19 protein-coding genes and 4 pseudogenes are annotated in these 24166 nt (G+C 71.7%); 11 read left to right on the forward strand and 12 right to left on the reverse strand.

What is annotated here, in order from left to right; translation table 11 throughout:
• Positions 1-601: DUF6924 domain-containing protein (locus IG64_RS35600; protein WP_037864271.1), on the forward strand; the 601-nt coding region annotated here is incomplete at its 5' end.
• Between the two features lie 110 nt (positions 602-711).
• On the opposite strand, the pseudogene IG64_RS40895 reads toward IG64_RS35600, so the two are convergent.
• Positions 712-798 (reverse strand): annotated as a pseudogene (locus IG64_RS40895) (NAD(P)-dependent oxidoreductase); the annotation flags it as partial.
• Between the two features lie 68 nt (positions 799-866).
• On the opposite strand from IG64_RS40895, the gene IG64_RS42980 reads away from it, so the two are divergent.
• Entirely contained in the window at positions 867-1001 is a 135-nt protein-coding gene (locus IG64_RS42980; RefSeq protein WP_267883427.1) for a hypothetical protein, read from the forward strand.
• A gap of 255 nt (positions 1002-1256) precedes the next feature.
• Here IG64_RS42980 and IG64_RS35610 read toward each other — a convergent pair whose 3' ends face one another.
• Positions 1257-1937: an esterase/lipase family protein gene (locus IG64_RS35610; RefSeq protein ID WP_037864277.1), complete on the reverse strand. Its 681-nt coding sequence runs from the start codon at positions 1935-1937 to the stop codon at positions 1257-1259.
• A gap of 186 nt (positions 1938-2123) precedes the next feature.
• Here IG64_RS35610 and IG64_RS35615 point away from each other — a divergent pair, with 186 nt between their 5' ends.
• A complete protein-coding gene (locus IG64_RS35615) occupies positions 2124-4904 on the forward strand; it encodes a helix-turn-helix transcriptional regulator (protein ID WP_037864281.1) in 2781 nt (926 codons plus the stop codon).
• A gap of 242 nt (positions 4905-5146) precedes the next feature.
• On the opposite strand, the gene IG64_RS35620 is transcribed toward IG64_RS35615, so the two are convergent.
• A complete protein-coding gene (locus IG64_RS35620; protein WP_037864283.1) occupies positions 5147-5524 on the reverse strand; it encodes a nuclear transport factor 2 family protein in 378 nt (125 codons plus the stop codon).
• A gap of 153 nt (positions 5525-5677) precedes the next feature.
• On the opposite strand from IG64_RS35620, the pseudogene IG64_RS42670 reads away from it, so the two are divergent.
• Positions 5678-5869 (forward strand): annotated as a pseudogene (locus tag IG64_RS42670) (IS701 family transposase); the annotation flags it as partial.
• A 145-nt stretch (positions 5870-6014) separates the two neighbouring features.
• A complete protein-coding gene (locus tag IG64_RS35625) occupies positions 6015-6698 on the forward strand; it encodes an alpha/beta fold hydrolase (RefSeq protein WP_037864284.1) in 684 nt (227 codons plus the stop codon).
• Between the two features lie 627 nt (positions 6699-7325).
• On the opposite strand, the gene IG64_RS35630 is transcribed toward IG64_RS35625, so the two are convergent.
• The 6 genes and pseudogenes from IG64_RS35630 to IG64_RS35650 all read right to left on the reverse strand — a co-directional run bounded on the left by IG64_RS35630 (position 7326) and on the right by IG64_RS35650 (position 16396).
• On the reverse strand, positions 7326-10469 hold the full coding sequence (locus IG64_RS35630; protein WP_037864285.1) for a discoidin domain-containing protein: 3144 nt from the start codon (positions 10467-10469) through the stop codon (positions 7326-7328).
• A gap of 421 nt (positions 10470-10890) precedes the next feature.
• Positions 10891-11652: an SDR family oxidoreductase gene (locus IG64_RS35635; protein ID WP_037864286.1), complete on the reverse strand. Its 762-nt coding sequence runs from the start codon at positions 11650-11652 to the stop codon at positions 10891-10893.
• 376 nt (positions 11653-12028) lie between these two features.
• A complete protein-coding gene (locus tag IG64_RS35640) occupies positions 12029-12370 on the reverse strand; it encodes a hypothetical protein (protein WP_037864287.1) in 342 nt (113 codons plus the stop codon).
• Positions 12371-12389: 19 nt separating this feature from the next.
• Entirely contained in the window at positions 12390-15461 is a 3072-nt protein-coding gene (locus tag IG64_RS37790) for a DNRLRE domain-containing protein (protein ID WP_158771734.1), read from the reverse strand.
• A 509-nt stretch (positions 15462-15970) separates the two neighbouring features.
• Positions 15971-16114: pseudogene (locus IG64_RS40905) on the reverse strand (ROK family protein); the annotation flags it as partial.
• 51 nt (positions 16115-16165) lie between these two features.
• Positions 16166-16396, reverse strand: coding sequence for a hypothetical protein (locus IG64_RS35650; RefSeq protein ID WP_037864289.1), 231 nt, complete (start codon positions 16394-16396; stop codon positions 16166-16168).
• Between the two features lie 138 nt (positions 16397-16534).
• Between IG64_RS35650 and IG64_RS35655 the strand changes: the two genes are divergently transcribed.
• Complete coding sequence (locus IG64_RS35655; protein ID WP_037864383.1) at positions 16535-16975, forward strand: MarR family winged helix-turn-helix transcriptional regulator; 441 nt, start codon at positions 16535-16537, stop codon at positions 16973-16975.
• Positions 16976-17060: 85 nt separating this feature from the next.
• On the forward strand, positions 17061-18146 hold the full coding sequence (locus tag IG64_RS35660; protein WP_037864292.1) for an FAD-dependent oxidoreductase: 1086 nt from the start codon (positions 17061-17063) through the stop codon (positions 18144-18146).
• Positions 18147-18351: 205 nt separating this feature from the next.
• Here IG64_RS35660 and IG64_RS37795 read toward each other — a convergent pair whose 3' ends face one another.
• Complete coding sequence (locus tag IG64_RS37795; protein WP_234438720.1) at positions 18352-19089, reverse strand: TetR/AcrR family transcriptional regulator; 738 nt, start codon at positions 19087-19089, stop codon at positions 18352-18354.
• 152 nt (positions 19090-19241) lie between these two features.
• On the opposite strand from IG64_RS37795, the gene IG64_RS37800 reads away from it, so the two are divergent.
• From IG64_RS37800 to IG64_RS35685, 4 genes are all read left to right on the forward strand, one after another.
• Positions 19242-19610: an NAD(P)H-binding protein gene (locus tag IG64_RS37800; protein ID WP_051813735.1), complete on the forward strand. Its 369-nt coding sequence runs from the start codon at positions 19242-19244 to the stop codon at positions 19608-19610.
• Positions 19610-20575, forward strand: a complete 966-nt coding sequence (locus tag IG64_RS35675; protein ID WP_037864293.1) for an amidohydrolase family protein — start codon at positions 19610-19612, stop codon at positions 20573-20575. The genes IG64_RS37800 and IG64_RS35675 overlap by 1 nt, the downstream gene beginning before the upstream one ends.
• A 1029-nt stretch (positions 20576-21604) precedes the next feature.
• Positions 21605-22942, forward strand: coding sequence for a DUF1254 domain-containing protein (locus IG64_RS35680; protein ID WP_037864294.1), 1338 nt, complete (start codon positions 21605-21607; stop codon positions 22940-22942).
• 29 nt (positions 22943-22971) lie between these two features.
• Positions 22972-23319 (forward strand): YidH family protein, encoded by a 348-nt coding sequence (locus tag IG64_RS35685; RefSeq protein ID WP_037864297.1) that lies wholly within the window; start codon positions 22972-22974, stop codon positions 23317-23319.
• Here IG64_RS35685 and IG64_RS42680 read toward each other — a convergent pair.
• Together IG64_RS42680 and IG64_RS35690 are read right to left on the reverse strand one after the other, a co-directional pair.
• Positions 23305-23514, reverse strand: a pseudogene (locus IG64_RS42680) (transposase); the annotation flags it as partial. The gene IG64_RS35685 and the pseudogene IG64_RS42680 overlap by 15 nt on opposite strands.
• Before the next feature lie 182 nt (positions 23515-23696).
• Positions 23697-24011, reverse strand: coding sequence for a hypothetical protein (locus IG64_RS35690; RefSeq protein WP_037864300.1), 315 nt, complete (start codon positions 24009-24011; stop codon positions 23697-23699).
• Positions 24012-24166: the final 155 nt, after the last annotated feature.

Here is a 24166-nt window from a genome sequence, read left to right on the forward strand (position 1 = left end):
CGCCCTGTGCGACAGCGGATACGCACCCGTGCGCAAGGAGAACCTCGCCACCGCGGGACCGGGCCCCTACCTGGTCCGCGTCCACGCCGCCGACCGCTCGACGGACGGCAAAAGGCCCCGCTTCCTCATCCAGATCATCCCCGGGGACCGCCCCGGAGCCGAACCCGGACCGGCGGCCCCCACGATCGAGGAGAGTGCCGGTCCGCTCCTGCTCCGCACCTCCTTCGACCAGCCAGACCGATGGCAACGCCTGCTCCAGGCCATCGAAGGCTGCTCGGAGAACTGCGAGTCGGTCACCGTCATCGACAACCCCCTCTACGCGGGCTTCACGGCCGGTCAGCTGCAGGAGCGGGTCGGCCGTGATGACGAGGACCGGCCCGGCAGCCCCTTCCTCCTCATCGCCGACGAACAGGCCTTGGCATCGGCGGAGTTTCCGCTGCTGGCCGTGAACAACCTGGCCGACGAGGACGACGCCCCGTTCAGGATCACCCTCGCCGCGGCAAGTTCCTTCGTCACCAACATCGAGCTGGGCAACACGAGCTTCGGCGACTGGAGCCGCGGCGCCGGCACCGACGGCGTCTACCGGGCACAGCACTACTGACAGGCACTCTTGCGGGCGGTGCCCGCAGCCGCACGGCGGAAGGCGCCCCCGGGATGGGCGAGCACCAGCACCTGGTCCATCAGGTGCTGGTGCCGGGCCGATGGGGAGGCGAAGGGGAGCCGCCCGATGCGTACGTCCAGGCTTTTGAGCGCGAGCGGTTCCCGCTCGGCCTCGGCCTTGGACTCCGGGTAGGCCCCGCATCTCACCGGGGCGCGGACCGTCGACGGCCGTCGCCCGTACAAGCGCCCGGACCGAGGCGCGGGCTGTGGCGGGTGCCGTCACCGTCTCGGCCATCGACGTCCTGGCCCGCCCCGCGACGTCGCACCCCGCGCGGATTGCGAAGATCACCGCGTTCCCGTCGCCGCACACGGCGGCGACGAAGGCTGCCCGGCTCGTGTGACTCCAACCGATCGAGGCAAACGCCTGTGCGATCCGACGCGGCCTCTCGATGACGTCGCCGAAGGGGCGGCGGGTGGTCGAAGCCAGTCCGCGCACGGCTTGGCGGGGGCGAGCCGGAGCGGTACGGCCGTGGCTCTGCGAGCCCCTCCACCCGAGTCCCTCGATCCCGGTGGACATCGCAGGCTCACGGCGGTGGGTGCCGCCGGTCCCGGCTTCCGGCGGCTCGGTCGTCCATCAGGAAGCCGGGACGGGCAGCTCAGCTGCTCAGGAAGTGCTCCACAGCCTGGAGGGTCAGTACATCGGTCAGGAAGCCGAGGTGGGTCTGGCAGGGGACCAGATGGTTGGCGGCGCCGATGAGCGGAGTGCTGGTGTAGGGGATGATGACGCCGTCGCAGGGCGAGTACCAGGTGGCGTACTGGGTGTCGCCCGGGGTCTCGTCGCCCGCGTTGAGCGTGCTCAGGAAGGCGGAGCCGGGGTACATCTCCAGGCAGGACACGTTCACCAGGCAGGCGCCGGCAGCGGTGGTGCCGTGGTTCGCGCCCGCGATGGAGGCGAGGTGGCGGACGTAGGGCTGGCCGCCGAGTTTCCGGATGTACCAGTTGCTGACCAGGCCGCCCATGGAGTGGTTGACGATGTCGACCTGGTGCGCGCCGGTGGTGGCGAGGACCTGCCGCACGTACGCGGCCAGTCCGGCCGCGCTGGTCGCGTTGGACTGCGTCCAGTTGTACTGGTAGGCGAACAGGTCGCCGGAGGAATAGCCGTCGGCCTCGAAAACGGCTTCCGCGGCGGCCCAGTTGCCGGCGTTTCCGGTGAAGTCGTGGACGAAGACCACGGGGGTGCGGCCGCTGGTCGCCGCGTCGGCGGTACTGGACATCCCGAAGGCGGCGAGCGCCACGGCCGAGAGCATGGCGAGCAAGAGGGTACGAAGGCGTCGCACGGGTGACTCCTTTCTCCTTTGTCCCCTGACCAGGGGCGGTGGCAAGGAGTGTGCGAGTGCCTGACGCGCCGCGGACCGGTGGAACCACCAGTCTTCGACGGCGGCGCCCTTCCGCGGAGTCAGGAGGAAGGCGGTCTCCGCCTCGGCTCCCTTCCGTTTCGGCGAACGCCGCCCCACACTGCCGTCATGGACAGCGACAGCGAAGCGGTCGCCCGCGGACCGGCCCGCCTCCACGGGCGTGCCCGGGCGCGGCGGGCGCTGCGCGACGCGATCGCAGGGTTGCACGCCGGGCGGGGTGCCGCCGTACTCGTGACGGCCGAGCCCGGCGGCGGGCGGTCGGCGCTCCTGGCCGCCGCCGCGCGGTCGGCGGCCGGATGCACCGTGCATCACGTCGCGTGCGTCGAGTCGGAGACCGTGGTGCCCTGGGCGTGGTGCCAGCGTCTGCTGCTGCGACTCGGCGCGGATCGTTCGACGCCGTCCGGGAGCGACGCGGGGATTCTGGCCGACGTCCTGGCGGGCCGGTGCCCACCGGAGGCGGTTCTCGCGGTGGCCTCGGCGCTGCGCCGGGTGCTGGCAGCCTCCGGCGCCGGGCGGCCGCAGGTGTTGTGCGTGGATGACGCGCACCGGCTGGACCGCGTCTCACTGCACGTACTGGGGCTGCTGGCCCGTCGCACGGAGGCTCTGCCGGTCGCCCTGCTGCTCACCGCGGTCACCGGACATCCGGCCCTCGCGGCTCTGGACGGGATCGACGTGCTGCCACTGCCGCCCATGGACGACGCGGCGGCCCGCCGCCTGCTGGTGGACGCGGCGCCCTCCGGCCGGGCGGCCCTGTGTCCGGCGACCGAGGCCGAAGTGCTCGGCCTCGCGGCCGGCAACCCGTTGGCACTGACCGAACTGGCAGCCGTCGCCTATGCCGACGACCGCAGCGGTCCCCTCCGCCTGCCCCCGGGCAGCAGGTGGCAGGCCGGCCACGGCCGCCGTTTCCGGCAACTGCCCGACGGTGCCCGCGCGGTGATCGCCGCGGTGCTCGTCGGCGGCCCGCTCGCCCCGGACGTGCTGCGGTCGGTCGTCCGCCGGGCAGGATGGCACCCTGGCGCCATCGACCTGGCCAAGGCCAGCGAACTGATCGTGGTGACCGACGACGGCACGGCGGCCGTACCGGGCAGGCTGCTGCGCCAGGCGCTGCGTGCGGAGGTTCCGCTGGCCGAACAGGACGCCGCCCACCGGAACCTGGCCGGATGCCTCCACCCCGAGCGCTTCCGGATGCGCCGTGCGCTGCACCTGCTGGCCTGCGGTGCCGCCACCACCGAGCAAAGCGCGGCGGACCTGGAGCGGGCCGTCGGCGACGCCACCCACCACAGGGCCGGGGAGCTGCTGGAGGAAGCAGCCGACTTCGCGCCACGGCCGGGGGTCCGGGAACGGTGGCTGACACTGGCGGCCCGGCACGCCTTCCTGGCCGGTGAGGCCACCCGCACCCGCAACCTGCTGCACCGCGTACCGCCGCACGGCGTGCCCGAGGAGGCACGGGCATCGCGAAGCCTGGCCGAGGGGGAACGCCTGCTGCGCGACGGTACGCCGGCCGAAGCCTGCCGGGAACTGACCGCAGCGGCCGACCTGCTCCTGTCCGAATGCCAGGAGTCGGCGGCACGCGCGCTGATGCTGGCCGGCGAGGCAGCCTGCCTTGCCGGTGATTTCGCCGGGTACTTCGCACTGGCGCGGCGCGTGGCACCCCTGCGGCACGGCGGCGACGCCTCCGTCACGCGTCTGGTCCTCGAGCACTACGCCGGGATGACGGCGGCCCTCGAAGGCCGGCACCGGGACTCGGGCCGGACGCTGCGGCAGGTGATGCGGCTGGCCGAGGCGATCCCCGACCCGTACTGCGCCCTGTGGGCCGGGCAGGCCGCCTACACGCTGGGCGACGCCGCCCGCGCTCACGCCTTCGCGGTCACCGCAACAGACCGGGCCCGGCGCGAGGGGGCGCTCTCCCTGGTGCCCGCCGCGCTCGTCTACCAGGCTCTCGCCGCGTTGCTGACAGACCGTTGCGCGGCAGCCGAGGAAGCGGCCCTGGAGGGATTGCGCCTGGCCCGGCAGACGGGCCAGCGCAACCTCGCCGTGGATCACCTGGCGGTGCTCGCGCTGGTGTCGGCGCTGCAGGGCCACGGGGACGGCGCGGCGGTCAGGCTGCGGTCGATCACGGAGCAGGTGTCGGCACGGGGACTGGGCCGGCCGGCCGCGTTCGGCCGCTGGGCGTCCGCGTGCGCCGATCTCGCGGACGACCGGCCCGCCGAGGCGCTGACCCGGCTTGCGGACATGACCCATGCCGCCGTGGGCAACCAGACCAACCTGCTCATCCGCCAGCTCGCCACCCCGCACTTCGTGGAGGCCGCCGTGCGCTGCGGCCGGCGAGCCAAGGCGGTCGGAGCGCTCCGTTCCTACGATGCCTGGGTGGCCAGCGGGACGAGCGCCGCCCGGCTCGCCCTCGCGCACCGCTGCCACGCGCTGCTGGCGAGCGATGACGCGGCTGCCGACGAGCAGTTCCGGCAGGCCGCTCAGCTCCATCAACGAGACGGCGCCGCACTGGAACTGGCCAAGACCGAGCTGTTCCACGCCCATCGGCTGCGGCGCGCTCGCAAGCCCCGTCCGGCACGCGAGCTGCTGCGAGAAGCGCTGCAGATATTCCAGCAGTTCGGTGCCGCCTCCTGGGCTGAGCGGGCCACCGCGGAACTCCGCGCCACCGGCGCGCGTGCGGACACTGCTGCCTGCCCGGGCGGACGCGGGCGCGATGCGGGCACGGAACTGACGCCGCAGCAGACGCGGATCTGCGTACTGGTCGCCCAGGGCGCGACCAACCAGGAGATCGCCGAGGTGCTCGTGGTCAGCATCCGAACCGTCGAATACCACCTTCGGAACGTCTTCACCCGGCTCGGAGTGCGCTCCCGCGTCGAACTGGCCGCCCACTTCCACTAGGCACTGTCGTCACATTCCCGTCGCCCGTCCGCAGGGCTGGCCTCGCGGCGTCAGGTGCGTGCTCTCGGCGTGCCGGGGCCCACTTTTGTCCGCAGCTCTTACACAGCCACAGCGCATCATCGGTTCGCTCGTGGTCGAGCGCGGACGTCCGAAGCGTTGTAAAGATGATCTCGTGTGGGCAGACCCGGAGCCCCGAACGGGGCGCCGGGTTCAGGAGAAGGACGGCGTCAGAGGAGAACGACTCAGGCGGCGGACGGCCCGATCTCCCCTGCGAAGACGATGACCTGGTCGATGAGGCTCCGCCGCAGATGGACGACGTCCGTTCCCGCCAGGCGGGGGCCTCCGTCCGGCGTCGTGAAGACCCACTGGTAGCGGGCCCACTCGTCCGGCATGTCCACCGCCGAACAGCGCACCATGGTGCCGGTCCCCGCGGGGTGGCGCCGGATGTCCAGCACGAACCGCTCGACCGCCTCGATCCCCTCACTGCGGCCCAACGGTCCCCAGAAGACCACGTCCGAGGTGAGGGCCTGCGAGAGCAGCGCAGTCACATAGCTGTCGTCCGAGGCGTTGAACGCGGAGATGAACGTGTCGATCGCGGACCGCGCGGTCTCTTCCTGCATGCACCAGTAATACCACTCGCCTCGCGGACCGCGCTCGTGTCGTGAACCGTCTCCCGATCACGGTGAACCGTCCCGGCCACCACGCTGGTAGGGCTTGGTCAGGTTCGCTTGTGAGTGGCGTGTCCACCGCGCGATGGGCGTCGTTGGAATGGTGTGACACCTCGATCGAGGAGATGGCTTCGGGCCGGGGAGGAACTGGAGGCGTTCGCAGCGGAGTTGTTCGAGGGGTCTTTCCGTGCGGATCAGCGACGGAGGGGGCAGGTGTATGCGCGGGGTCTGCTGCCGGACGGGCGATGCAAGCCGGTGGAACCGATGGCGGCCTGTCTCGGCGAGGACGGCAACCGCCTGCCCGCCCCCATACGAACCGGACCGAGCCGTACTGGTGCTTTGACCGGGAAGGTTCGCCGGGCCGGGTGGCCGGAGCCCGTTGTCAGAGCCTCCCGATAGCGTGCCGGTAGCCCAGATCCGACTCCTCTCCTGGAGAACAACTGTGGACATCCTGCTCATCGCCGGCCTGTGGCTCGACGGATCCGCATGGGACGACGTCGTGCCCGAACTCACCGCGCTCGGCCACCGCCCCGTGCCGCTCACCCTCCCCGGCCAGGGCGACGGCGCCACCTCCGTGACGCTCGACGACCAGGTCGCAGCAGTGCTCGCCGCCGTTGACGCGGCGCCCGGGAAGCCTCTGGTGGTGGGGCACTCTGCCGCGTCGAGCCTGGCCTGGCTGGCCGCCGACGCACGACCGGAGAAGGTGGCCAAGGTCGCCCTGGTCGGCGGCTTCCCGGCCGTCGACGGGCGGGCCTACGCCGATCACTTCGCGATGGAGGGCGGCGCCATGCCCTTCCCCGGCTGGGGCCCCTTCGAGGGAGCAGACTCCGCCGACCTGGACCAGGAGGCCCGGCACCGCTTCGCGTCCGCCGCCATCCCGGTCCCCGAACAGGTCGCGAGGGGAGTCGTGCGCCTGACCGACGAGCGCCGCTTCGACGTCCCCGTCGTGGTCGTCTGCCCCGAGTTCACCCCGGCCCAGGCCAAGGAGTGGATCGCCGCCGGCGACAGCCCTGAACTCGCCCGCGCCACCCACCTCGAGTACGTGGACATCGACTCGGGGCACTGGCCGATGACCACCCGTCCCCGCGAACTCGCCCGCATCCTGGCACAGGCCGCGAGCGCGTAGTGCCGTGGCCGGGCAGTGGTCATGCCACTGCCGGTAGTGGGCGGCCGCACCAACGGATGCCCTTTTCGCTGCCTGCCGCAGTGGTCGGCGCGTTGTCCTTCGGCCTGCCGCCGAGAACCCTGCGTCCATGGCGGGCCGCCGTCGCGGCGCGCGCGGACTGGACGGCATCGACGGGGGAGGAGCCGAGTGACGACGGCCCGCCCGCCGGTACGGCGTCAGCCGAACCGGCTCGCGGACCCGGCGCGGGCCTGGGGGAGCGGCACGTCCTCCTGAATGCTCTGGCAGCCGGGCGCAGCCCTGGCCGTCGCGAGCCACGTGAATCCTGCCGGTCGGACCGCGTCTTGACCGGCCGGGGCCGGGTCGTGCGCCCCATTTCTGCGGACCCCGGCCGCATATGGTGCACTCGGACGATCCTGGAGTCGACCGGCATCAGCCACTCGGTGCCACCCGCCGTGTCCGCTTGCACCCGCCCGGGTCGCGGCGCATCGGCCTGCCGGGACAGCGCACGGCCGAGAGGGACCGGAGTCCGAAGCGCACACGAAACACCTCCGCTCGGGGCCCAGACGCCGCGCGTCTGTTCAGGACGGGACGCGCGCGACCGCGTCAGCGCACCGCGCGGTCGGTCCGTCAGCGCACCGAAAGCCGTACCAGCCGCGCCGCCCGGTGCCCGTCGCCGCCCTCCACTCGCACCGCGACGTAGCGGGCCGTCGCGCGGACGCGCAGGGCGCGGGTGCGGCCGCGCCCCGAGGCGCGCCCCCAGTCCCGGTAACCGATACCGTCGGTACTGCCCTCGAGTCGCAGGCCGGGAATGTCGCCGCCGGTCCACTCGGCCTCGATCTCCCGCACCGGCAGCGCCGCGCCGAGGTCCACGACGAGGCGGCCGTCCTTGCCCGGCCGCCACGAGCTGCCCGGGTCCCCGTCGACTGCCGCGGACGGGTCCGACATGCCCGCGGGCAGCGGGCTGGTGGGAAAGACCGTGCGACCCAGCGCCAGATCGTTCACCGGGTACGCCCTCGCCCCGTGCAGCCGCACCACGGCCGGCCGCCCGCCGGAGCGCACCGAGACCACCGCGGTCCGGCCCTGCGCGCGCACCCGCACCCGGCAGGAGGCCCCCCAGAGCCGCAGCGTGGCCCCGTCCTCGACACTCACCCGCAATCCGGCAGGCAGCGCACGACCCGAGACCGGGGCGAGCGTGAACCGCGGCGCCAGCAGCAGCGCCCGCGCCGCAGGCAACTCGCTCTCGTGGACGATCCCGTCCCGGGTCACGGTCTGTGTCCCCGCGAAGACATACCGCTCGGCGCCGTCCTGCGGCACCGAGACACGGGTGCGGACCTCCTCGCCGGAGAGATTGAAGAGACTCAGGTGCTCCTCCACGTACGCCGCCCGCACCCGCGCGTGCTCGGCCGACGGCGCCTTCCGCGCCGCCAGCTCCCGCAACCGGTCGGGCGAGGCAGCGGGATACCCCTCGATCACGACCGGGGCGGCGGGGCCGTCACTGAGGACGAGCGCGTCGTCGTAGACGGAGACTGGATGGTCGTGGTCCGCGCCGCGCACCACGAGACCGGCGCGGCCATCCACGTCGAGCCAGCCGCCGTGGCTGCGGGCCCGCGCCGTGGGATAGACGGCGAGATCCTCCCACCGCTCCCCGTCCGCCGAGCCCTGAACGCGGTAGCCGCGCCCGGCCGCGGCCTCCCAGCGCAGCGTCACCTCCCCGACCTCCCGCGCGGCGCCGAGGTCGACCGCCAGCCAGCTGTCCGCACGCTTGCGGTCCGCGGTGGCCACCGCCCAGCGGGTCGCCCCGTCCCCGTCCACTGCCAGCTCCGGGCCCATGCCCGGGGCCGCCGAGGAGGCCGTCGCCGCGCCACCGCGCGCGAGGTCCTGGCCGCCGGCCTCCGCGCGCGCCTCGAAGGCGAACAGGGAGTAGCCGTACGCCGGATCGGGTCGCACCCCCTGCAGGCGCAGGTGACGCACGGCGGTGCGCGGCACGTCGAGCGTGTCGACGCGCCCACCGGCCGCCGGGGCGCTCGCCCCGTCCTGCGCCGCCACCCGCACCGAGCCCTCCGCGAAGCGGAAGGTGCGGGATCCGCCGAGGCCGGGCATTCCCGGCATCGTGAGGTTGTACACCTCCAAGTGCCCCTCGCCCGCGGCTGTACCGCTGCTCGCGTAGACGACGGCGCCGGACCCCAGCGTCGTGAACCCGGCCCAGCCGGTGTCGAGCCGCAGCAGCGTCGCGCTGCCGTCGAAGCCGTCGCGGACCGTGGTCCAGGTATCCACCGCGCGGCCCGAGACCGTGCCCGCCGTCGAGGGCAGGAACATCGGGGTGCCGCCGCTCAGCTTGAACAGCCAGTCGTCGTGCGCCGGCTGCCAGGCGAACTTCACGAAGCCCGGCTTGCTGACCGCCGCCGCCCACGCCGCGGGGGACTGGTGCGAGACGAGCCCGGGACCGGTACCGAAATCCGTCACCCCGGCCGCCCGCGCGAAGAACTCCTCGCGCGAGAGGGGCTCCACGGGTGCGTGGGCCGTCCACACGTGCAGCAGGTAGCTCAAGGCGATCTCGGCGCGCGCCTCGGGCTCGTACTTCGGCTCGCCGGAGAACTTCGCGAGCCGGTAGCGCGGCGCGTACCGCTGGTACGCCTCCAAGCGGGCGGCGAGTTCGGTCTCGGCGCGGGCCGCGGCACGGTCCCCCAACACCCGTGCGAGGAAGGCGAGCGGGATGACGTCACGCCCGTACAGGTGCTCGCGGTCGTTGACCATCGGCATCAACGGCTCGCCCGCGTCGCTCATGACGCCGAGCAGGGTCCGCCACAACGGGGCGGCGTTGGGCTGCTTCGTCAGCACCTCCGGCAGCGCAGTGCCCGCGGCGAGGAAGTGCGAGGAGTTGCGGGCCGAGGTGCGCCACAACTCCTCCTGGTAGTGCGGGCCGAAGGAGCCGTGATTCTCGACGATGAACGTGTCGTAGAGGTTGCGCGCGGTGTTGCGTGAGACCGGCACCCCGTCCACCACCGCGGGGTTGGCGAGGTCGGCGGGCGGCAGCCCGGCCTCGTTGCGCGACCAGGTGCCGAAGCGCTCCCTCCACGCGGCGTGCCGGGCATCGTCGCCGGCCCAGGCCAGCGCGGGGGCGAGGGACTGCGCGTAGACGCCCATCTCCTCCAGCTTGGTGTCGCCCTCGAAGCCGCCGGTCAGCCCGTGCGGGCTCCAGGAGTCCGAGGCCGGGTCGTCGCCGGTGCCGAGACCGTCGGTGTAGGCCGCCTGGCCGCGCAGGAGCGCGTCGACGTGCCCGCGGGTCGTCGCGTCCAGCTCGGACCACAGAAGCTTCGCGGCCATGACGAAGTACGACTGGAAGGTGGTGTCGAAGAAGAGCCTGCGGCCCCACTGGTCGCCACCGGTGAGCCGGTTGGAGGCGGCGAAGTGGCGGATGGTGGCGAGGGTACGTGTCCGCAGGGTGTCGCGGTCGATGCCGGTCAGGTCGCTGTCGTAGCTGCCGTGGGTGAGCAGCACGGCATTGCCGAGGACGACGGCGAAGCCGAAGTCCTTGTCCGTGTAGTAGCCGCGGGCCGCGTCCCACTGGGTCTCGGACCAGCGGGTGTGCTGAGCGAGGACGCGCAGGTAGGTGGCGGCGATGCCGTCGGAGGCCGTGGCCGTCCCGGCGACGGGCGCGTCAGCCGCTGCCTGTGCCACTCCGGCGCCGACTGGCATGGCGGTCAACGCGCCGGTAGCAGCCAGGAGTTGGAGGAAACGTCGGCGGCCTACCTGGGCGGAGTGGTGCGACACGGCGAGGCCTCCCGACTGGACAACGTTGTCAAGGCAGCATTTTCGACGGGCGTCCGGGCGGGAGTCAACGGGTACGGCGCAGTACGTAGTACGGGTTTTCCGGGCGTGGGTCCGCCCGGAGAGCCCTTAGAGCTGCGAACAAAAGGGGCGCCCGGCTCTCGGCGTCCGGAACGCACGCTCGCGGCGTTGCCGGAAGGCCCTGGTAGCTCCGCTACAAGGACCTTCCGGCGCCTTGCGATCGCACGCACCGGACGCCGCGAGCTGACCGGCCATGATCGGGAGTTGCACCGAACGATTTGCAGTCCCCGTTCGGCTCGTGCCCGGAACCGCCGTTCCAGACGGTTCCGGGCGTGGAGCGCGGGCGTGAAGGTGCTCCAGGACTCCACGGGAGAGCCACCGCCGCAGCCACCCCGAGCACGGTCTACATGCGGGACACGCTCGTCCCGCCGTCGACCGGCACCACCGCCCCGGTCACGAACCGGGCGTCGTCGCCCACCAGCATCGTGATGGCCCTCGCGACGTCATCCGCCTCCGCGACGCGCCCGAGCGGCGCCCGGTCCGCCAGTCGCTGCTGGACCGCCTGCGGCATGTGGGCGCTGGCCTCGGTGCGTACGAAGCCCGGAGCGACCACGTTGACACGGACACCCCGGGGGCCGGCCTCGCACGCCAGGAACCGGGCGAAGGTGTTCAGGGCGGCCTTGGCAGTTCCGTGGGCGGTCATCCCGGGGGCGGGCGGACCGTCGGCCACCGTGCTGGAGACGAAGACGATGTTCCCCTGCCCCTGCTTCTCCATCAGAACCAGCGCGCGCTGCGCCAGGATGTAGGCGCCGGCCAGTTCGTCCGTCACTTTCGTACGGAAGTCGGACCAGGACAACGCACTCACCGGTGTGGGCGTGAAGGCGGCTGCGGCCGCGTTGCACACCAGGACATCGAGGCGGTCGTCGACTGCCGCCTGCTCGATCATCCGGGCGGCCTGTTGTTCGTCGCGTACGTCTCCCCGGAGGGCGAAGGCGCTGCCGCCGTCCGCCTCGATCCTCGCGACGACCTCGTCGGCCGCGGAGCGGTTCGAGAAGTAGTTCACCGCCACGCGGAACCCTGCGGAAGCGAGCCGCAGGGAGGTGGCGGCGCCGATGCCCCGGCTGCCGCCGGTGACGAGGGCTGTCGGACGGTCAGGGCGTGCCATGGTTCCTCCTGTGGGGGTGGGCCGGTTTGCGAATCTAGGCCCCCGAGGAGCAACTGATCAAAGTTGACTTTTCGCCCGGACTCGCGTCCCACGGTTGTTCGCACCTCCTCCGGAACGCCCCCGCCACAGGACGGCTTGGTGCTCACCGAGCTGCGATTTCCTCTCGCGAGGTGACCTCTTGGCCGGTGCGGATGAGGAACTTCCGGTCGCCCTCGGTCAGCACCTGGAGGAAGCCGACGCCCGACGCCCGACGCCCGAGGCGCGCTGGGCGTCCGGGCGCTGGGCGTCCGGGCGGCGGCCGGGAAACGCGTCGGGCCGGGACGGCGATGCGGTGCTCGCCGTCCCGGCCCGTTCTCCTCACCGGGGTTTCACCGGGTCACGGCACGGTCGCGATCCCCGCGGCCAGGCCGCCCGCCAGCGCCACGGCCGGCGCGAGAGCGCGGGCCGGGACGAGAGCGGCGAGCGCCTGGGCCGCCAGGGTGGGCAGCAGCAGACCGGCCAGGCCGAGGAACAGCGGGTCGCTGTGCGGCCGGACGGCCAGATGACCGGCCAGGAGCCCCGCCGCCGCGGCGATCAGGGAGCCGTACGACATCCGCTCGCCCAGCCGCGGCCACCGCACCGTGTCGGCGCGCTGCGCCGCCGAGCGGCGGCCGCGCACCACCAGATAGGCCGCGATCAGCGCCAGTTGCGCGGTGACCGCGATCCCGGCGATCCACATCGTGAGCCCTCCTTCCGGGCTAGAACTTGCAGTTGCTCTTGATCGAGTTGATGCCGAGGATGCCGGCGACGATCTTGCGCCCGTCCGTGGTCAGCTTGTGCCGCTTGAGGTAGGTGCGGATGATGTTCGCCGTCTTGCGGAAGCCGACCTTCTTCACCAGCCGTACGGCCGTGATGACCTTCTTGCTCGAACCCTGCGGTGTGAAGCCGTAGATGAAGCTGGCGACCGACGCGGCGCACTTGGTCACCTTCCACGCCGTGGACCAGAACCCCGGGTCGATGACGACCGGGAAGGCGGTGGCGGCGGTGAAGTCGACGGTCTGCACGAGGTAGCCGTCCTTGACCTCGTAGCGGGTCGGTACGTCGTTGCCGGCCGCGTCCTTGGCCCAGGGAGCCTCGAAGAAGCCGATCTGCTCGCGGGGCTGGTCCGGGACGACGGTGAAGACCTGCGCGTCCGTCACGGCGCCCGCCGCCGCGCGGACCAGCGCCGCGTCAGAGCCGGTGGCGGACGTCTCCACGGTCACGAACTTGCCGTTGGCCGACGCCTTGAGCGCGTAGGCACCGTCCTGCTGCCTGACCAGGGTGAACTTCTCACCCGTGCCGACCGCGTCGGCGCGGGCGCGCAGCATGCCCTGGCGGATGCCGGTGTAGCCGGTCTCGACGCTGACGTACTTGCCGTTCGCCACCGACTTCAGGGCGTAGGTGCCGTCGGGGTCGGCGACCAGGGTGAACTTCTCCCAGGTGCTGTCGGCGGTGGCCGAGGCGCGGACCTTGCCCGCCTGGTCGCCGGCGTCGTTCACCCGGGCGGACAGGTAATTGCCGTTCGCGCCGGCGAGGACGGAGACCGTGCCGGTGGGGACGGCGCCGTCGAGGACGGAGACGCTGCCGTCCTCGTGCGTGACGATGTCGACGTCCTTCGGCAGCTGGAGAGCGGTCCGGTAGGAGTGCGGCGCGCCGGCGTTCTTGATCACCTGGAGGGTGCGGACGCCGCCTTCGGCGGTGGGCTGGGTGACGGTGTCCACGTCCTGCGCCGGGTCGGTGTAGACGACCGTGCCGCCCACCGGGACGCCCTTGGCGGTGCCGCCGGGCAGGCCCAGAGAGGCGTAGCCGCCGTTGCCGTCGGCGATGTCGATGGTGCCGGAGGCCTGCCACGGCACGCCGATGGTGTTCTCGTCCGTCGTCGCGATCGCCGCGTAGGTGCTGTCGCTCGTGGTGGCGGCCGTGACGTCGGCGGCCTCGGAGGCGGCGTTGGCGTAACCGAGGGTCCGGGTGGCCGCGTCCATCGTCCAGGCGGTGTCCACGTGGAACGTGGCCGGAGCGGACCAGCCGTTCGCCCAGTGCGTTCCGTCGAAGGTCGTGGTGCGGAAGCTGTAGGTGTGGCCGTTCAGCAGCTTGCCGGCCGGCACCGTCACCTGGGCGGTCGTGCTGGCGGGCACGAACGCGGAGTTGAGGGTGGTCACGACCTGCCCGGTGGCGAGGTCGGTGATCTCGAAGGTGCCGCGGACCTGGTCGTCGGGGTTGGCGTCCTCGGTGGAGAAGCGCAGCGTCGGGGTGGTGGTGGGCACCTTGTAGACGCCGCCGTCACTGACGAACGGCGGACCGGCCTGGAGGTTGACGCCGTTGCGCGGACGGTAGTTGTACGTCACCTCCAGCTGCGGTATGCGGTCCTCGGCGGCGTCACCGGAGTAGAAGCGCTTCCAGCCGTAGGTGTCCGCCTCGTCGGTGGCGCGCAGGCCGATCGAGCCGGTGTCGGCCTTGGCGCTCGCCCAGACCTTCGCCAGTTCGGTGACGTCCGCGCTGACGTAGCCGTCGTTGCCGCACGTGGTGGACCGGGTCTCGGTGGAGGTGGCGAACTTCTCCTTCCACTGCGGCTGGCTGGTCCACCGGGTGCCGGTGGAGGCGGCGTCCGTGGCCCACACCTCCCAGCCGCGCGCCTGGCAGGACCAGGAGTGGTAGTTGTACAGCTTCAGCTTCGCGTCGGTGACCAGCGCGTCGGCGAACGGCGAGGTACGGAAGGTGAGGAAGGAGCGCGCCACCCGCTTGGTGGTGCCCGCGCTGTCGCCCGGCCAGCCGATCTTCAGGTCTGTGGACGCGGACTGGTCGGCGGTCTCACCGCCCTGCACCCAGGTGTCGAACAGCACGTCGAGGACGTCGGCGGCCGGATCGATCGTGACCGGGTACCGCGTCCGGGGATCGGCCAGCCACTTCGGGTCGGGGGTCAGGCGCAGCTCCACGTCGTCGCCGTTCTGGACGACCTTCAGCGGGACGGGGCGGCGGTTGGTGTGTTCGCCGGAGCGCTCGTCCACCGAGGCGTCCCACATGGTGGGGGCCGGAACGGTGGAGACACGCTCGCCGCTCGTCCTGTCGGTGAACAGGATCGAACCGTCGTCCTGTGCCTCGGCCTTGAGCCCTTCGGCCTTGAGCGGCAGCACCAGCGGGGCGCCGTCCTGGTGGCGCTTCTTCAGCGTCAGGTACTGCTCGAAGCCGCCGCGGGTGGCGTCCACCACGAGGTCGGCGCCGGGTGCCGCGTCGCGGTAGGTGGCGCGGTTGCCGTCCAGGACGGGGGCGGGCAGGCCGCCCTTCCACTGCACGGACAGCCGCTGCCGGCCAGAGCCGAGGGTGACCAGGTCGCGGGCGGCCGAGTCCGGGGCCTGCGCGGCCTGCGCGACTGAGGCGGCGCGGGTGCCGCCGGGGCCGGCGAGCCTCAGGTTCTCCGGGTGCGCGTGCGAGCTGACGGTGCCGTCGCCGTCGCGCTTCAGGTCGACGTCGACGTCGACCCACTTGCCGTTCTTGATCATCCGGATGGGGCCGGCCGACTGGAGGGTCGTCAGGGTCCCGTCGGGGTTGGCGTAGGTGGTGGTCGTCCCGGTGCGCTGGTCCAGCACCTCGACGCGCCGGTCGAAGGCCTTCGCGGCGGCCAGAGCCGCTTCCGCGGTGGCGGCCTCGGTGACCGGCTTGCTCTTCGGTACCTCGACCGCTGCCGGGGCGGACGGCCGTTCCACGGCAACCGCCGTGTACGGGGCCGCCATCAGCACGGCGGCCGAGGTCAGCGTCGCGATGCCCAGCGTGCGGGCACGCAAGCTTCCATGCACTTGTTCTGCTCCTCAAACATGCCTAAGTCGGCTTCTGCGCGCACATCTCGTGCAATGGGCGCGGAAGCCGATACTTGCGATGATCATAACCAGGGTGAGAATTGGATAAGAATCGGCGGCGTGCGCGGTACCTGATCTTGACGCGAGGGCGAAGAGCGGTTGGGGCCGTTGCGCGGGACACCTCGCGTGACCGGGTGGGGTGTTGTCGGTGCCGGAAACGGCAACGTGCGGTCCGTGGACGTCCGCCCGTCCGGTGCCTCTCGTCCGGTCACTGGCCGGCGGTCAGGTGATCCGGCCGGGCCGGTCCGGCCACCACGGACGGCCCGCCCGAGACGGCCGCGCGGAACCTTCCTCGAAGGTCTCCGAGGTACTGACCGCCTCGGCTCTCGCCAGACGATCCGTCAGGGGGGCGGTCGGGAAGGCCGCAGCCCCCGGGGGTCTCGGCGGCCTCGGGCCGCAGACCGCGGGCCGAGGCCCGAGGCGGGCCTGGTCCTACGTCGTCGCCCTCAGTGCCCGATCTCGCCTGCCGCGCCGTGCGGGCTCGCGTACAGGGCGCCGTTGGTCCACAGAGTGTCGCCGACACCGGTCCCCAGGGTCATGCCGAGGACGTCGGCCTCGCCGCGCACCGCTCCGCCGCAGACCTCCTGGAGGAGGGCGACCGCCGTTACTGGGCGCCGGGCCGTACCAGAGCATCCACCTGGGGATCACGGCTCGGACTGCAGCCATGCGGTGCCCGTCGTCGTCACCACCCGGAGCAGCTCCAGGAACACGGCGCGGAAGTGGCAGTGCGGCGGAGGCTGGGACACGCGGGGGAGCAGACGCCGGCGGCCGCGCTGGGGAACCCCGGCGGCGACGTCCTCGCCCTGCAGCCCGCCGATGAGTTCGCAGCTGATCTCCCACGCCTGGGGTGCCTGGCCCAGCAGTGCCTTGTGCACCGCCCGCCCGGCCTCACGCTGGAGGTGGGCGCACTTGTGATGAGGAGGTTCGGCGCGAGCCGCGGACGTGTCATGCAGATGGGGGGCGCAGCTCAAGGAAGCTTGATTGTTAACGAGGCAACAGTTACTGTGTTAACTATGAGTGGGCTGAAGCGGGAGAGCACGTTGGAGCTGATGCGGTGGGTCGTGTGGCGGCAGCGACGCATCGCCGATGACTGGATCCGGGAACGCGGCCTCACGCACGAGCAGAGCGCCGTCCTGGCGTACCTGTCCAAGAACCGGGATGCCATCCAGCGTGACGTCGCTCGAGCCATGCGCACCAGTGCGCCGAGCGTCTCGCGGCTCCTGGCCGGGCTCGAGCGGCGCGGACTCGTGGAACGCCAGACGCAGGAGGGTGACACGCGCAGCCGCCGCGTGCATGTCACCCCAGCGGGCTCCGAACTGATCCAGGGTTTCGAAGAGGCCATGGACCGTGTCGAGGAGTCGATTCTCGCGCCGCTGGGCGCCGCGGGGAAGGCGCAGCTCCACGGCCTCCTGGAACAGCTCGCATCCCGGATCGACCCACCCGGCACCCCCTGACCCGGACCCTGCTCCTCCGTGCGGCGGCCGGGGACCTCCGCGGGCAGGACCGCCGGTTCGTCCACCAGCAGCAAGGAACATACGCATGACTCAGATCACGATCATCGGTGCCGGTCTGGCGGGACTGACACTGGCACGGACCCTGGCGGTTCACGGAATCCCGTCCACCGTGTACGAAGCGGAGGCGTCTGCTCAGGCCCGGGGCCAAGGCGGCATGCTCGACATCCACGACTACAACGGGCAGCACGGGATCCATGCCGCCGGCCTGATGGAAGGCTTCCGATCACTCGTTCTCGAAGGCCGCCAGGCATCCCGCGACGTGGCACCGGACGGTACCGTCCTGGCGGACCAACCCGACGACCCCGCCGGAGGCCGCCCCGAGGTGCAGCGTGGCGAACTCCGGCAGCTGCTGCTGGAATCCCTCCCCGCCGACAGGGTCGTCTGGGGTCACAAGACCCAGAAGGTCCGGACCCTTGAAGACGGTCGTCACCAAGTGACCTTCGCCAACGGATCGGCGATCGTCACCGACATCCTCGTCGGTGCCGACGGCGCCTGGTCGAAAGTCCGGCCGCTGCTCTCCGATGCCACGCCCGTCTACGCCGGACGCTCGATGGTCGAGACGTACCTGTATGAGAGCGGCACCCGCCACCCTGCCACCCTGGCACTGGTCGGCGGCGGGTCGATGACCGCCTACGACGAAACCACCCGCATCGGTCTCGGCGTGCAGCGCGAGCGCGCGGACACTCTGCACTCCTACGCCATGTTCGACCAGCCGCTCGACTGGTTCGACGACATCGACTTCAACGACGGCCCCGCCGCCGCCCGCACGATCGCGGCGATGTTCGACGGGTGGGCGCCGGAACTCGTCGCGCTGGTCGCCGACAGCGACATCCCGCCGATTTTCCGCCCCTTGTACGGGCTGCCGATCGGGCACCGCTGGCAGCACATACCTGGGGTCACCCTCATCGGAGACGCGGCCCACCTGGCACCGCCGGACGGGGAAGGAGCGAACTGGGCGCTCTTCGACGCCGGCCGGCTCGGCAACGCCATCGCCGAACAGCTCGACGACATCGACGCGGCCATCCGCGCCTACGAAGCCGCGCTCTTCCCGCGGAACGTCGACACCGCCACCGCAGCAGCGGCCTACTACCCCGACTTCAAACCGTACTGACCTCAGAAACTACTGGTAGCTCGTCAGATCCGGGGGCAGTGCGGGGTCCGCTGCGCGACCCGGACGCGCCGGAGCCGGAGGAGGACGACGCTGGGAGGGCGGCCGCGTCACCTCGGGCGGGACGGTCGTGGGCACCACCTGGCACGGGCCCATCCGCTGGGCCCAGGGTCGATCGAGACCGTGCGGCGCTGTTGGCGTGAGCCGCTCACGTCGGGCCGTCCGCCGTCCGGGCGAGCTCCACGATCTCGTCGACGGGCCTTCCGGTGTGCAGGGCGAGGGTCTGCGCGATGAGGTCGGTGAGGTCGGGCCAGGGCATGCTCCCGTGCGCGTTGTACAGCGCGACCAGGCCGTGCAGGGCGGTCCAGAGCAGCAGGCCGGCCTGCCACTCCTGCTCAGGGCCGCGACGGTCCTCGTGCTCGTGACGGTCCTGGTGTTCCTGACGGTCCTGGTGCTCGTTACGGTCCTGGTGTTCCGGCTGGTCCTGCCGGGCGCCGGCCAGCGAAGCGACGACGGATCCGAGCAGTTCCTCTCCCGCGCCGTGTGCGTTCGTCGGCACCAGCTCGGCGGGCATCCCGCCGCCGAAGAGCGTGCGGTACTGCCCGGGGTGACCGACTCCCCAGTGCACGTAGGCGGCGCACCGGGCCACCAAATCGGCCAGGGGCCCCTCGGCGCCGTCCGCGGCCGTGCGCATGACCGCCGCGAGTTCGTCGTAGCGCAGCCGCAGCACGTGCTGGACGAGCGCGCCGAGGTCCGGGAAGTGCCCGTAGATGCTCGCGGGGGCGACGCCGACCTCGCGTGCGACCTGCCGGAGGGTGAGCGTCTCGGGCCGTTCGAGGGTGGCCAGCAGCCGGTCGGCGGCCTCCACCAGTTCGGCCTTGAGGACCTGCCCCTGTCCCCGTGGGTTCCGTCGGCGTCTGCGGGGGACGGCCTCTTCGCTGCTCACAGGCGTACTCCCGGTGTCCGGCAACAGTCGTTCACTGTACCGCCGGCCCCGCGCCCGCCTCCAACTCCCTCGCCTCCCCCCTGCCTTGACAACAATTACCAACACATGTTCACTTACATAACCAACAAGTGTTCAGTCAATCGGGAGGAAGCATGCGCATCGCCGCACTCGGGGCGACCGGCAGGGTCGGCCGCCTCGTCGTCGAGCAGGCCCGCCAGCGCGGGCACGAGGTCGTAGAACTGGACCGCCGGCCGGAGACCCGCCCGGCGTCCGGGCAGCCGACCGTCGAGATCCGCCGGGCCGATGTCACCGCCCCCGCCGCGTTCCCGGACCTGACGGACGCCCCCGGCCTGTGGGCCGGCGGCGTCTGCACCGGGCGCCGCAACACCCCGTTGCAGGACTACACGGAGTCCGTCCTGCCGCCGCACGCCTCCCGTGCCACCGTCGCGGCGCCGATGCTCGACGAGGCCGAGCGGCCGACCCGCGCAGCGGGGACCCTCGTCCCGGCGGGACGCGTCTGATGCGCGGGTACATCGCCGTCGAGGAGGCCATCGCGATCCCCGGCCTGGCGGACCGACGGCCGCCGTCGCCGATGCCGGACAACATCGAACCGGCCTTCCTCGCGGACATGGCCGCCCGGCTGCCCGACGTCACGCGGTTGCGGCTGCCCGACATGGACGCCAACGGCATCGCCGTGCAGGTGCTCTCCCTCACCGTCCCGGGCATCGAAGCGGAAGCCGATCCGGCCCGCGCGGTGGACAACGCCCGGTACGTCAACGACAACCTCGCCGAGATCGTCGACGCCCACCCCGGCCGGTTCGCCGCCTTCGCGGCGCTCCCGCTCCAGGACCCGGCCGCCGCCGTCACGGAGCTGCGCCGGACCGTCGAACGCCTCGGGTTCAAGGGAGCGCTCGTCAACGACCACATCCAGGGCCGGTACCTCGACGACCCCGCGTTCGACCCGGTCTGGGCCGCGCTGAGCGAACTCGGTGTACCGCTGTACCTGCACCCCGGCATGCCGCCCGCGGACCGCTGGCACGTCCTCGACGCCCATCCCGAGCTGGACGGCGCGTTGTGGAGCTGGCAGGCCGCCACCGGCGGGCACGCCATGCGCGTGATCATGTCAGGGGTGTTCGACCGGCATCCGGAGGCGACGATGATCCTCGGGCACGCCGGCGAGTTCCTCCCCTTCCAGCTCTCCCGCTTCGACTCGCGCTACGCGACCCTCACCGTGCCGCACCCGCTGCGGCGCAAGCCGTCCGAGTACTTCGGGACGAACGTGCTCGCCACGACCAGCGGTGTGTTGTCCCCGGCCGCGATCGAAGCGCTCGTGCACGTGCTCGGTGCGGACAGCGTGCTGTTCGCCGTCGACTACCCCTACGAGAGGACAGGTGCGGCCGTCACCGCCCTCGAACGGACCCGCCTGCCGGATACCGACAAGCAGAAGATCGCCTCCGGCAACGCCCGTCGGCTTCTGCGCCTTTGACCGACCCCCGGAGCCAACTGCCGGGCGTGCTCCGGACATTCTGCCGTCAACTTCCGCCTCGTGCCCGGGCTGGTGGGTCTGCGGGACGAAGGCCTCCAGCGGGGTCTTGCCAGACTCGACCAGGATCTCCGGCTTTCGGGCGGCAACGTAGAAGGGGACCATCCCTGTAGGAGACGTCCGCTCCCTGCCCGTCGACCAGGCGGTGAAAATGCGGGTGACGGTGTGCCGCTGCTTGCGCGGAGCGTCGAGATCAGCTCGGAGGATGCCGTCGGGTCCAGAGCGGCGGCCTGGCCCGGGTCGGCAGCTTCTTCCGCGGCACAGGCCAGGGCGAATCCAGTGCTTTGCGAACCGTCCGCCAGGTGACGCCGTGCTTGTGCTGGGGCTCCCGCATCGACATGGCACCGCGCCGCTGCGCGCCGTCCAGGACGAGGCCGGTGTCCCGCCCGGCGTCTGGAAGGGCCGGTGCCTTGCCGCAGTCGCCTGGCGGCCGGGAGGCGTGGTGAGCGAGCGGCAGCAGCGCTGCTCCTGGGGGAAGGCCGCACCCGGATGCGGCACCAGGATGCCGACCGGATCGAGCGCGAGCTCCTGGCAGCGAGGGCGAGCCCGGCTCGTACCCGGCGGACGACCGTGCCGGGCAGGCCCATCGAGCACAACCGCTCGCCGAAGACCGAGAAGGCCAAGGAACGCACTCCCCGGCTGGCCATGGACCCGGTGTTCCGGGTGCCGTTGACGGCACACATCGCAGGAATTGTGGGTGCCGGTCACAGAGCTACTGAAGCTGGCAGACAGACAGAGGAAACCGGTCATCAGGTAGCGGCCGGGCATCAGCCCCCCGCCGCGATCGCCCTGGCGCTGCACCCGTCCACGCGGTCGGCAGGCGGCTACGGCAAGTCACCCGGATCACGCTGGCACTCTGCCCCGACGCGTCCCACCGGGCCGGTTGCCGGCGGGCAGCGGCTCCGTGATGCGGGTGGGTAGCGGGAAAGCTAGCTTGGAGTGGGGGTTCTTCGATGCCGAGGAGAAGCCCCTATGACGGACCAGTCACTCGAACAGCTGGCGACAGAAGCGTGGGTCTTCGGGTATCCGCTGCTGACGGCGGCAGCCACCGAGGAAGCGATGACGGCGATCCCGGCCCGCGACGACGACCGGCGCGCGGCTCCGGTCAATCAGTTCGTCTACCTGCGCCGGACGCCGGACGCCTCATTCACCGAGGTCGTCTCCCCGAACGCCGACACCCTCTACTCCAGTGCCTGGCTGGACCTGTCGGAAGAACCGCTGGTGCTGACCTTGCCGGACTTCGGTGACCGGTTCTGGATGGTTCCCATCCTCACCGCCTGGTCCGACGTCTTCGCAGTCCCGGGCAGACGCCAGAATGGTTCGACGGCCGGCCCGTTCCTGATCGTAGGGCCGGCCTGGTCCGAGCCGGCTCCGCCAGGGCTGACGCTGCTGAAATCACCCACCGCCCTGAACTGGATCGTCGCCAGGTATGCGACCAGCGGTCCGGCGGACTTTCCGGACGTCCACCGTCTCCAGGACCAGACCCGGCTCATCCCGCTGTCCCAGTGGACCGGTGATCCCGGGGACTACACCCCACCCACGGACGTCCCCGTCCCTTCCGGCGTCGACACCACAACGCCGCCCGTGGACAAGGTCGAATCCCTGAGCGGCAGGCAGTACTTCAGCCGACTCAACCAGCTCATGACCGCCAACCCGCCGAATGCGGCCGACGCCGCGTTCCTGGAGCGGGTCGCCACGGTCGGTGTCGCCCCCGGCGCAAGCCTGGACGAGCTGCCGTCCGAGGTGGTCGCCGCTCTGGACGCGAGTGCTGCCCAGGGCCCGGAGACGCTGCGCACCATGATGGGCCGCGCTGAATCCCACGGCGCGGACACCAGCACATGGACCGTCCACCGCGGCCTCGGCGACTACGGAACCGATTACGGCAAACGCGCCGTGATCGCCAAGTTCGGCTACGGCGCCAATCTCGATGCGGACGCCCTCTACCCGCACGCCACCACGGACGCGGACGGAAAGCCCCTGAACGGCGCACACTCCTACGTCCTGCACTTCGACGCAGGGCAGACGCCCCCGGCCAAGGGCTTTTGGTCACTGACGATGATGAACGACCGGCAACTGTTCGTCGACAATCCGCTGGACCGATACGCGATCGGCGACCGCAGCGCAATGAAACCGAACCCCGACGGATCCCTGGACATCCACATCCAGGCCGCCAGCCCCGGCCCGGACCGGGAGAGCAACTGGCTGCCCGCGCCTCCCGACAGCTTCAACGTCATCCTGCGCCTGTACTGGCCCGACGAGCCGGCCCTCACCGGCACCTGGACACCACCGCCGATCCGCCGCACGGACTGACCGGCCGGCCACAGCACCCGGAGGGACACATGCACGCCGGACTCCCCCCAGGTGCCACGCCGAACACCGGCAGCCGCGCCCGGGACCACCTGGCCAACGAACGCACCTACCTCGCCTGGCTGCGCACCGGCATCAGCATGGCGGCCCTGGGCGTGGCGATCGCGAAATTCGCCCCGCACCGCGGACTGCACGCGGTGGTCTCCGGCGGCATCCTGCTCCTCGCAGGACTCCTCATCACCGCCTACGGCACGGTCCGATACCGCTCCGTCGGACAGCAACTGGACGCCGACGTCTACACCCCCGCACGGTTCGGTCTGATCACAGCAACCAGCCTGATCACCCTGCTCGCTCTGATCGCGGTCCTCGTCCTCCTCTGACCCGCTGGTCGCCGTGACCGTGACCGACTGAGAGCGCCCCTGCCGCTCGTCCTTGCACACCCACGTCCGCAACGACTCCGCGGTGATCCCAAGATCTGCGGCCAGCGCCGCGTACGTCCGCTTCCCGCCCGCGGCGCGGTACAGCGCGACGGCGTCCTTCCTGAACTCCTCCGGATACGGAGACGCACGTCCCACACCCGGTAGCAGCGGACCCCCAGGGGCGCTGCACTCCACCGTCGCGGCCTGCTTTTGACGAGGTGCCACCCCCGTCGGTGCCCTCTGTCGCCGCAGGCCCTCGGTGCGCCCGCCGGTGCCGACGGGCGCGGCGGACCGGCCAGCTCTTCTGCACCCTGTGCTGAGGGCGATGCCGCCCGCTGTCAGATGCCGGCAGCCTGCAGCTGGGCGAGGGTGCCGACCTTCGCTGACCACGCCTGCTGATCCGGTACAGCACGCCAGCCGATCAGCGAGTCGGGGGTGACAGTGTCAGGCCAGAGCATGTAGCCAAGCATGATGAGTTCGCACCCCGCCGCATGGGCGGCCTCGATCGGGAACGCAGGCCAGTCCGGCCAGTGCGAAAGGGCCTTCTCGGCAAGGGGTGCAGAGCTGCCGTCCCCCACCACCTGCAGGAGGTAGCCGCTGTCCGCGGCCTTGCAGAGAGCGGTGAGGTCACGGCATGCGTTCTCAGTCGTCATGCCACCACGCTATGGGAATGCCAGTACTCCGGGGGAGGATCGGTGCTTCCGGTGTCCCAGGCGGAGGCCGTGCTGTCCCGGCGGATGCCGACTGCCCGGAACTGCGGGTTGGGTCTGGCCGGCTGCCCGGTCTGTGTTGGACGGCTCGGGGCCCG

Source organism: Streptomyces sp. NRRL S-340 (assembly GCF_000720185.1).
GTDB lineage: Bacteria > Actinomycetota > Actinomycetes > Streptomycetales > Streptomycetaceae > Streptomyces.

Bases quoted from the DNA above. Each gene is read 5' to 3' on its own strand.
- IG64_RS35615 (WP_037864281.1), top strand. From the start codon at position 2,124: ATGGACAGCGACAGCGAAGCGGTCGCCCGCGGACCGGCCCGCCTCCAC.
- IG64_RS37800 (WP_051813735.1), top strand. From the start codon at position 19,242: ATGCGCATCGCCGCACTCGGGGCGACCGGCAGGGTCGGCCGCCTCGTC.
- IG64_RS35675 (WP_037864293.1), top strand. From the start codon at position 19,610: ATGCGCGGGTACATCGCCGTCGAGGAGGCCATCGCGATCCCCGGCCTG.
- IG64_RS35680 (WP_037864294.1), top strand. From the start codon at position 21,605: ATGACGGACCAGTCACTCGAACAGCTGGCGACAGAAGCGTGGGTCTTC.
- IG64_RS35640 (WP_037864287.1), bottom strand. From the start codon at position 12,370: ATGTGGATCGCCGGGATCGCGGTCACCGCGCAACTGGCGCTGATCGCG.
- IG64_RS35655 (WP_037864383.1), top strand. From the start codon at position 16,535: ATGAGTGGGCTGAAGCGGGAGAGCACGTTGGAGCTGATGCGGTGGGTC.
- IG64_RS35620 (WP_037864283.1), bottom strand. From the start codon at position 5,524: ATGCAGGAAGAGACCGCGCGGTCCGCGATCGACACGTTCATCTCCGCG.
- IG64_RS35690 (WP_037864300.1), bottom strand. From the start codon at position 24,011: ATGACGACTGAGAACGCATGCCGTGACCTCACCGCTCTCTGCAAGGCC.
- IG64_RS35635 (WP_037864286.1), bottom strand. From the start codon at position 11,652: ATGGCACGCCCTGACCGTCCGACAGCCCTCGTCACCGGCGGCAGCCGG.
- IG64_RS35660 (WP_037864292.1), top strand. From the start codon at position 17,061: ATGACTCAGATCACGATCATCGGTGCCGGTCTGGCGGGACTGACACTG.
- IG64_RS35685 (WP_037864297.1), top strand. From the start codon at position 22,972: ATGCACGCCGGACTCCCCCCAGGTGCCACGCCGAACACCGGCAGCCGC.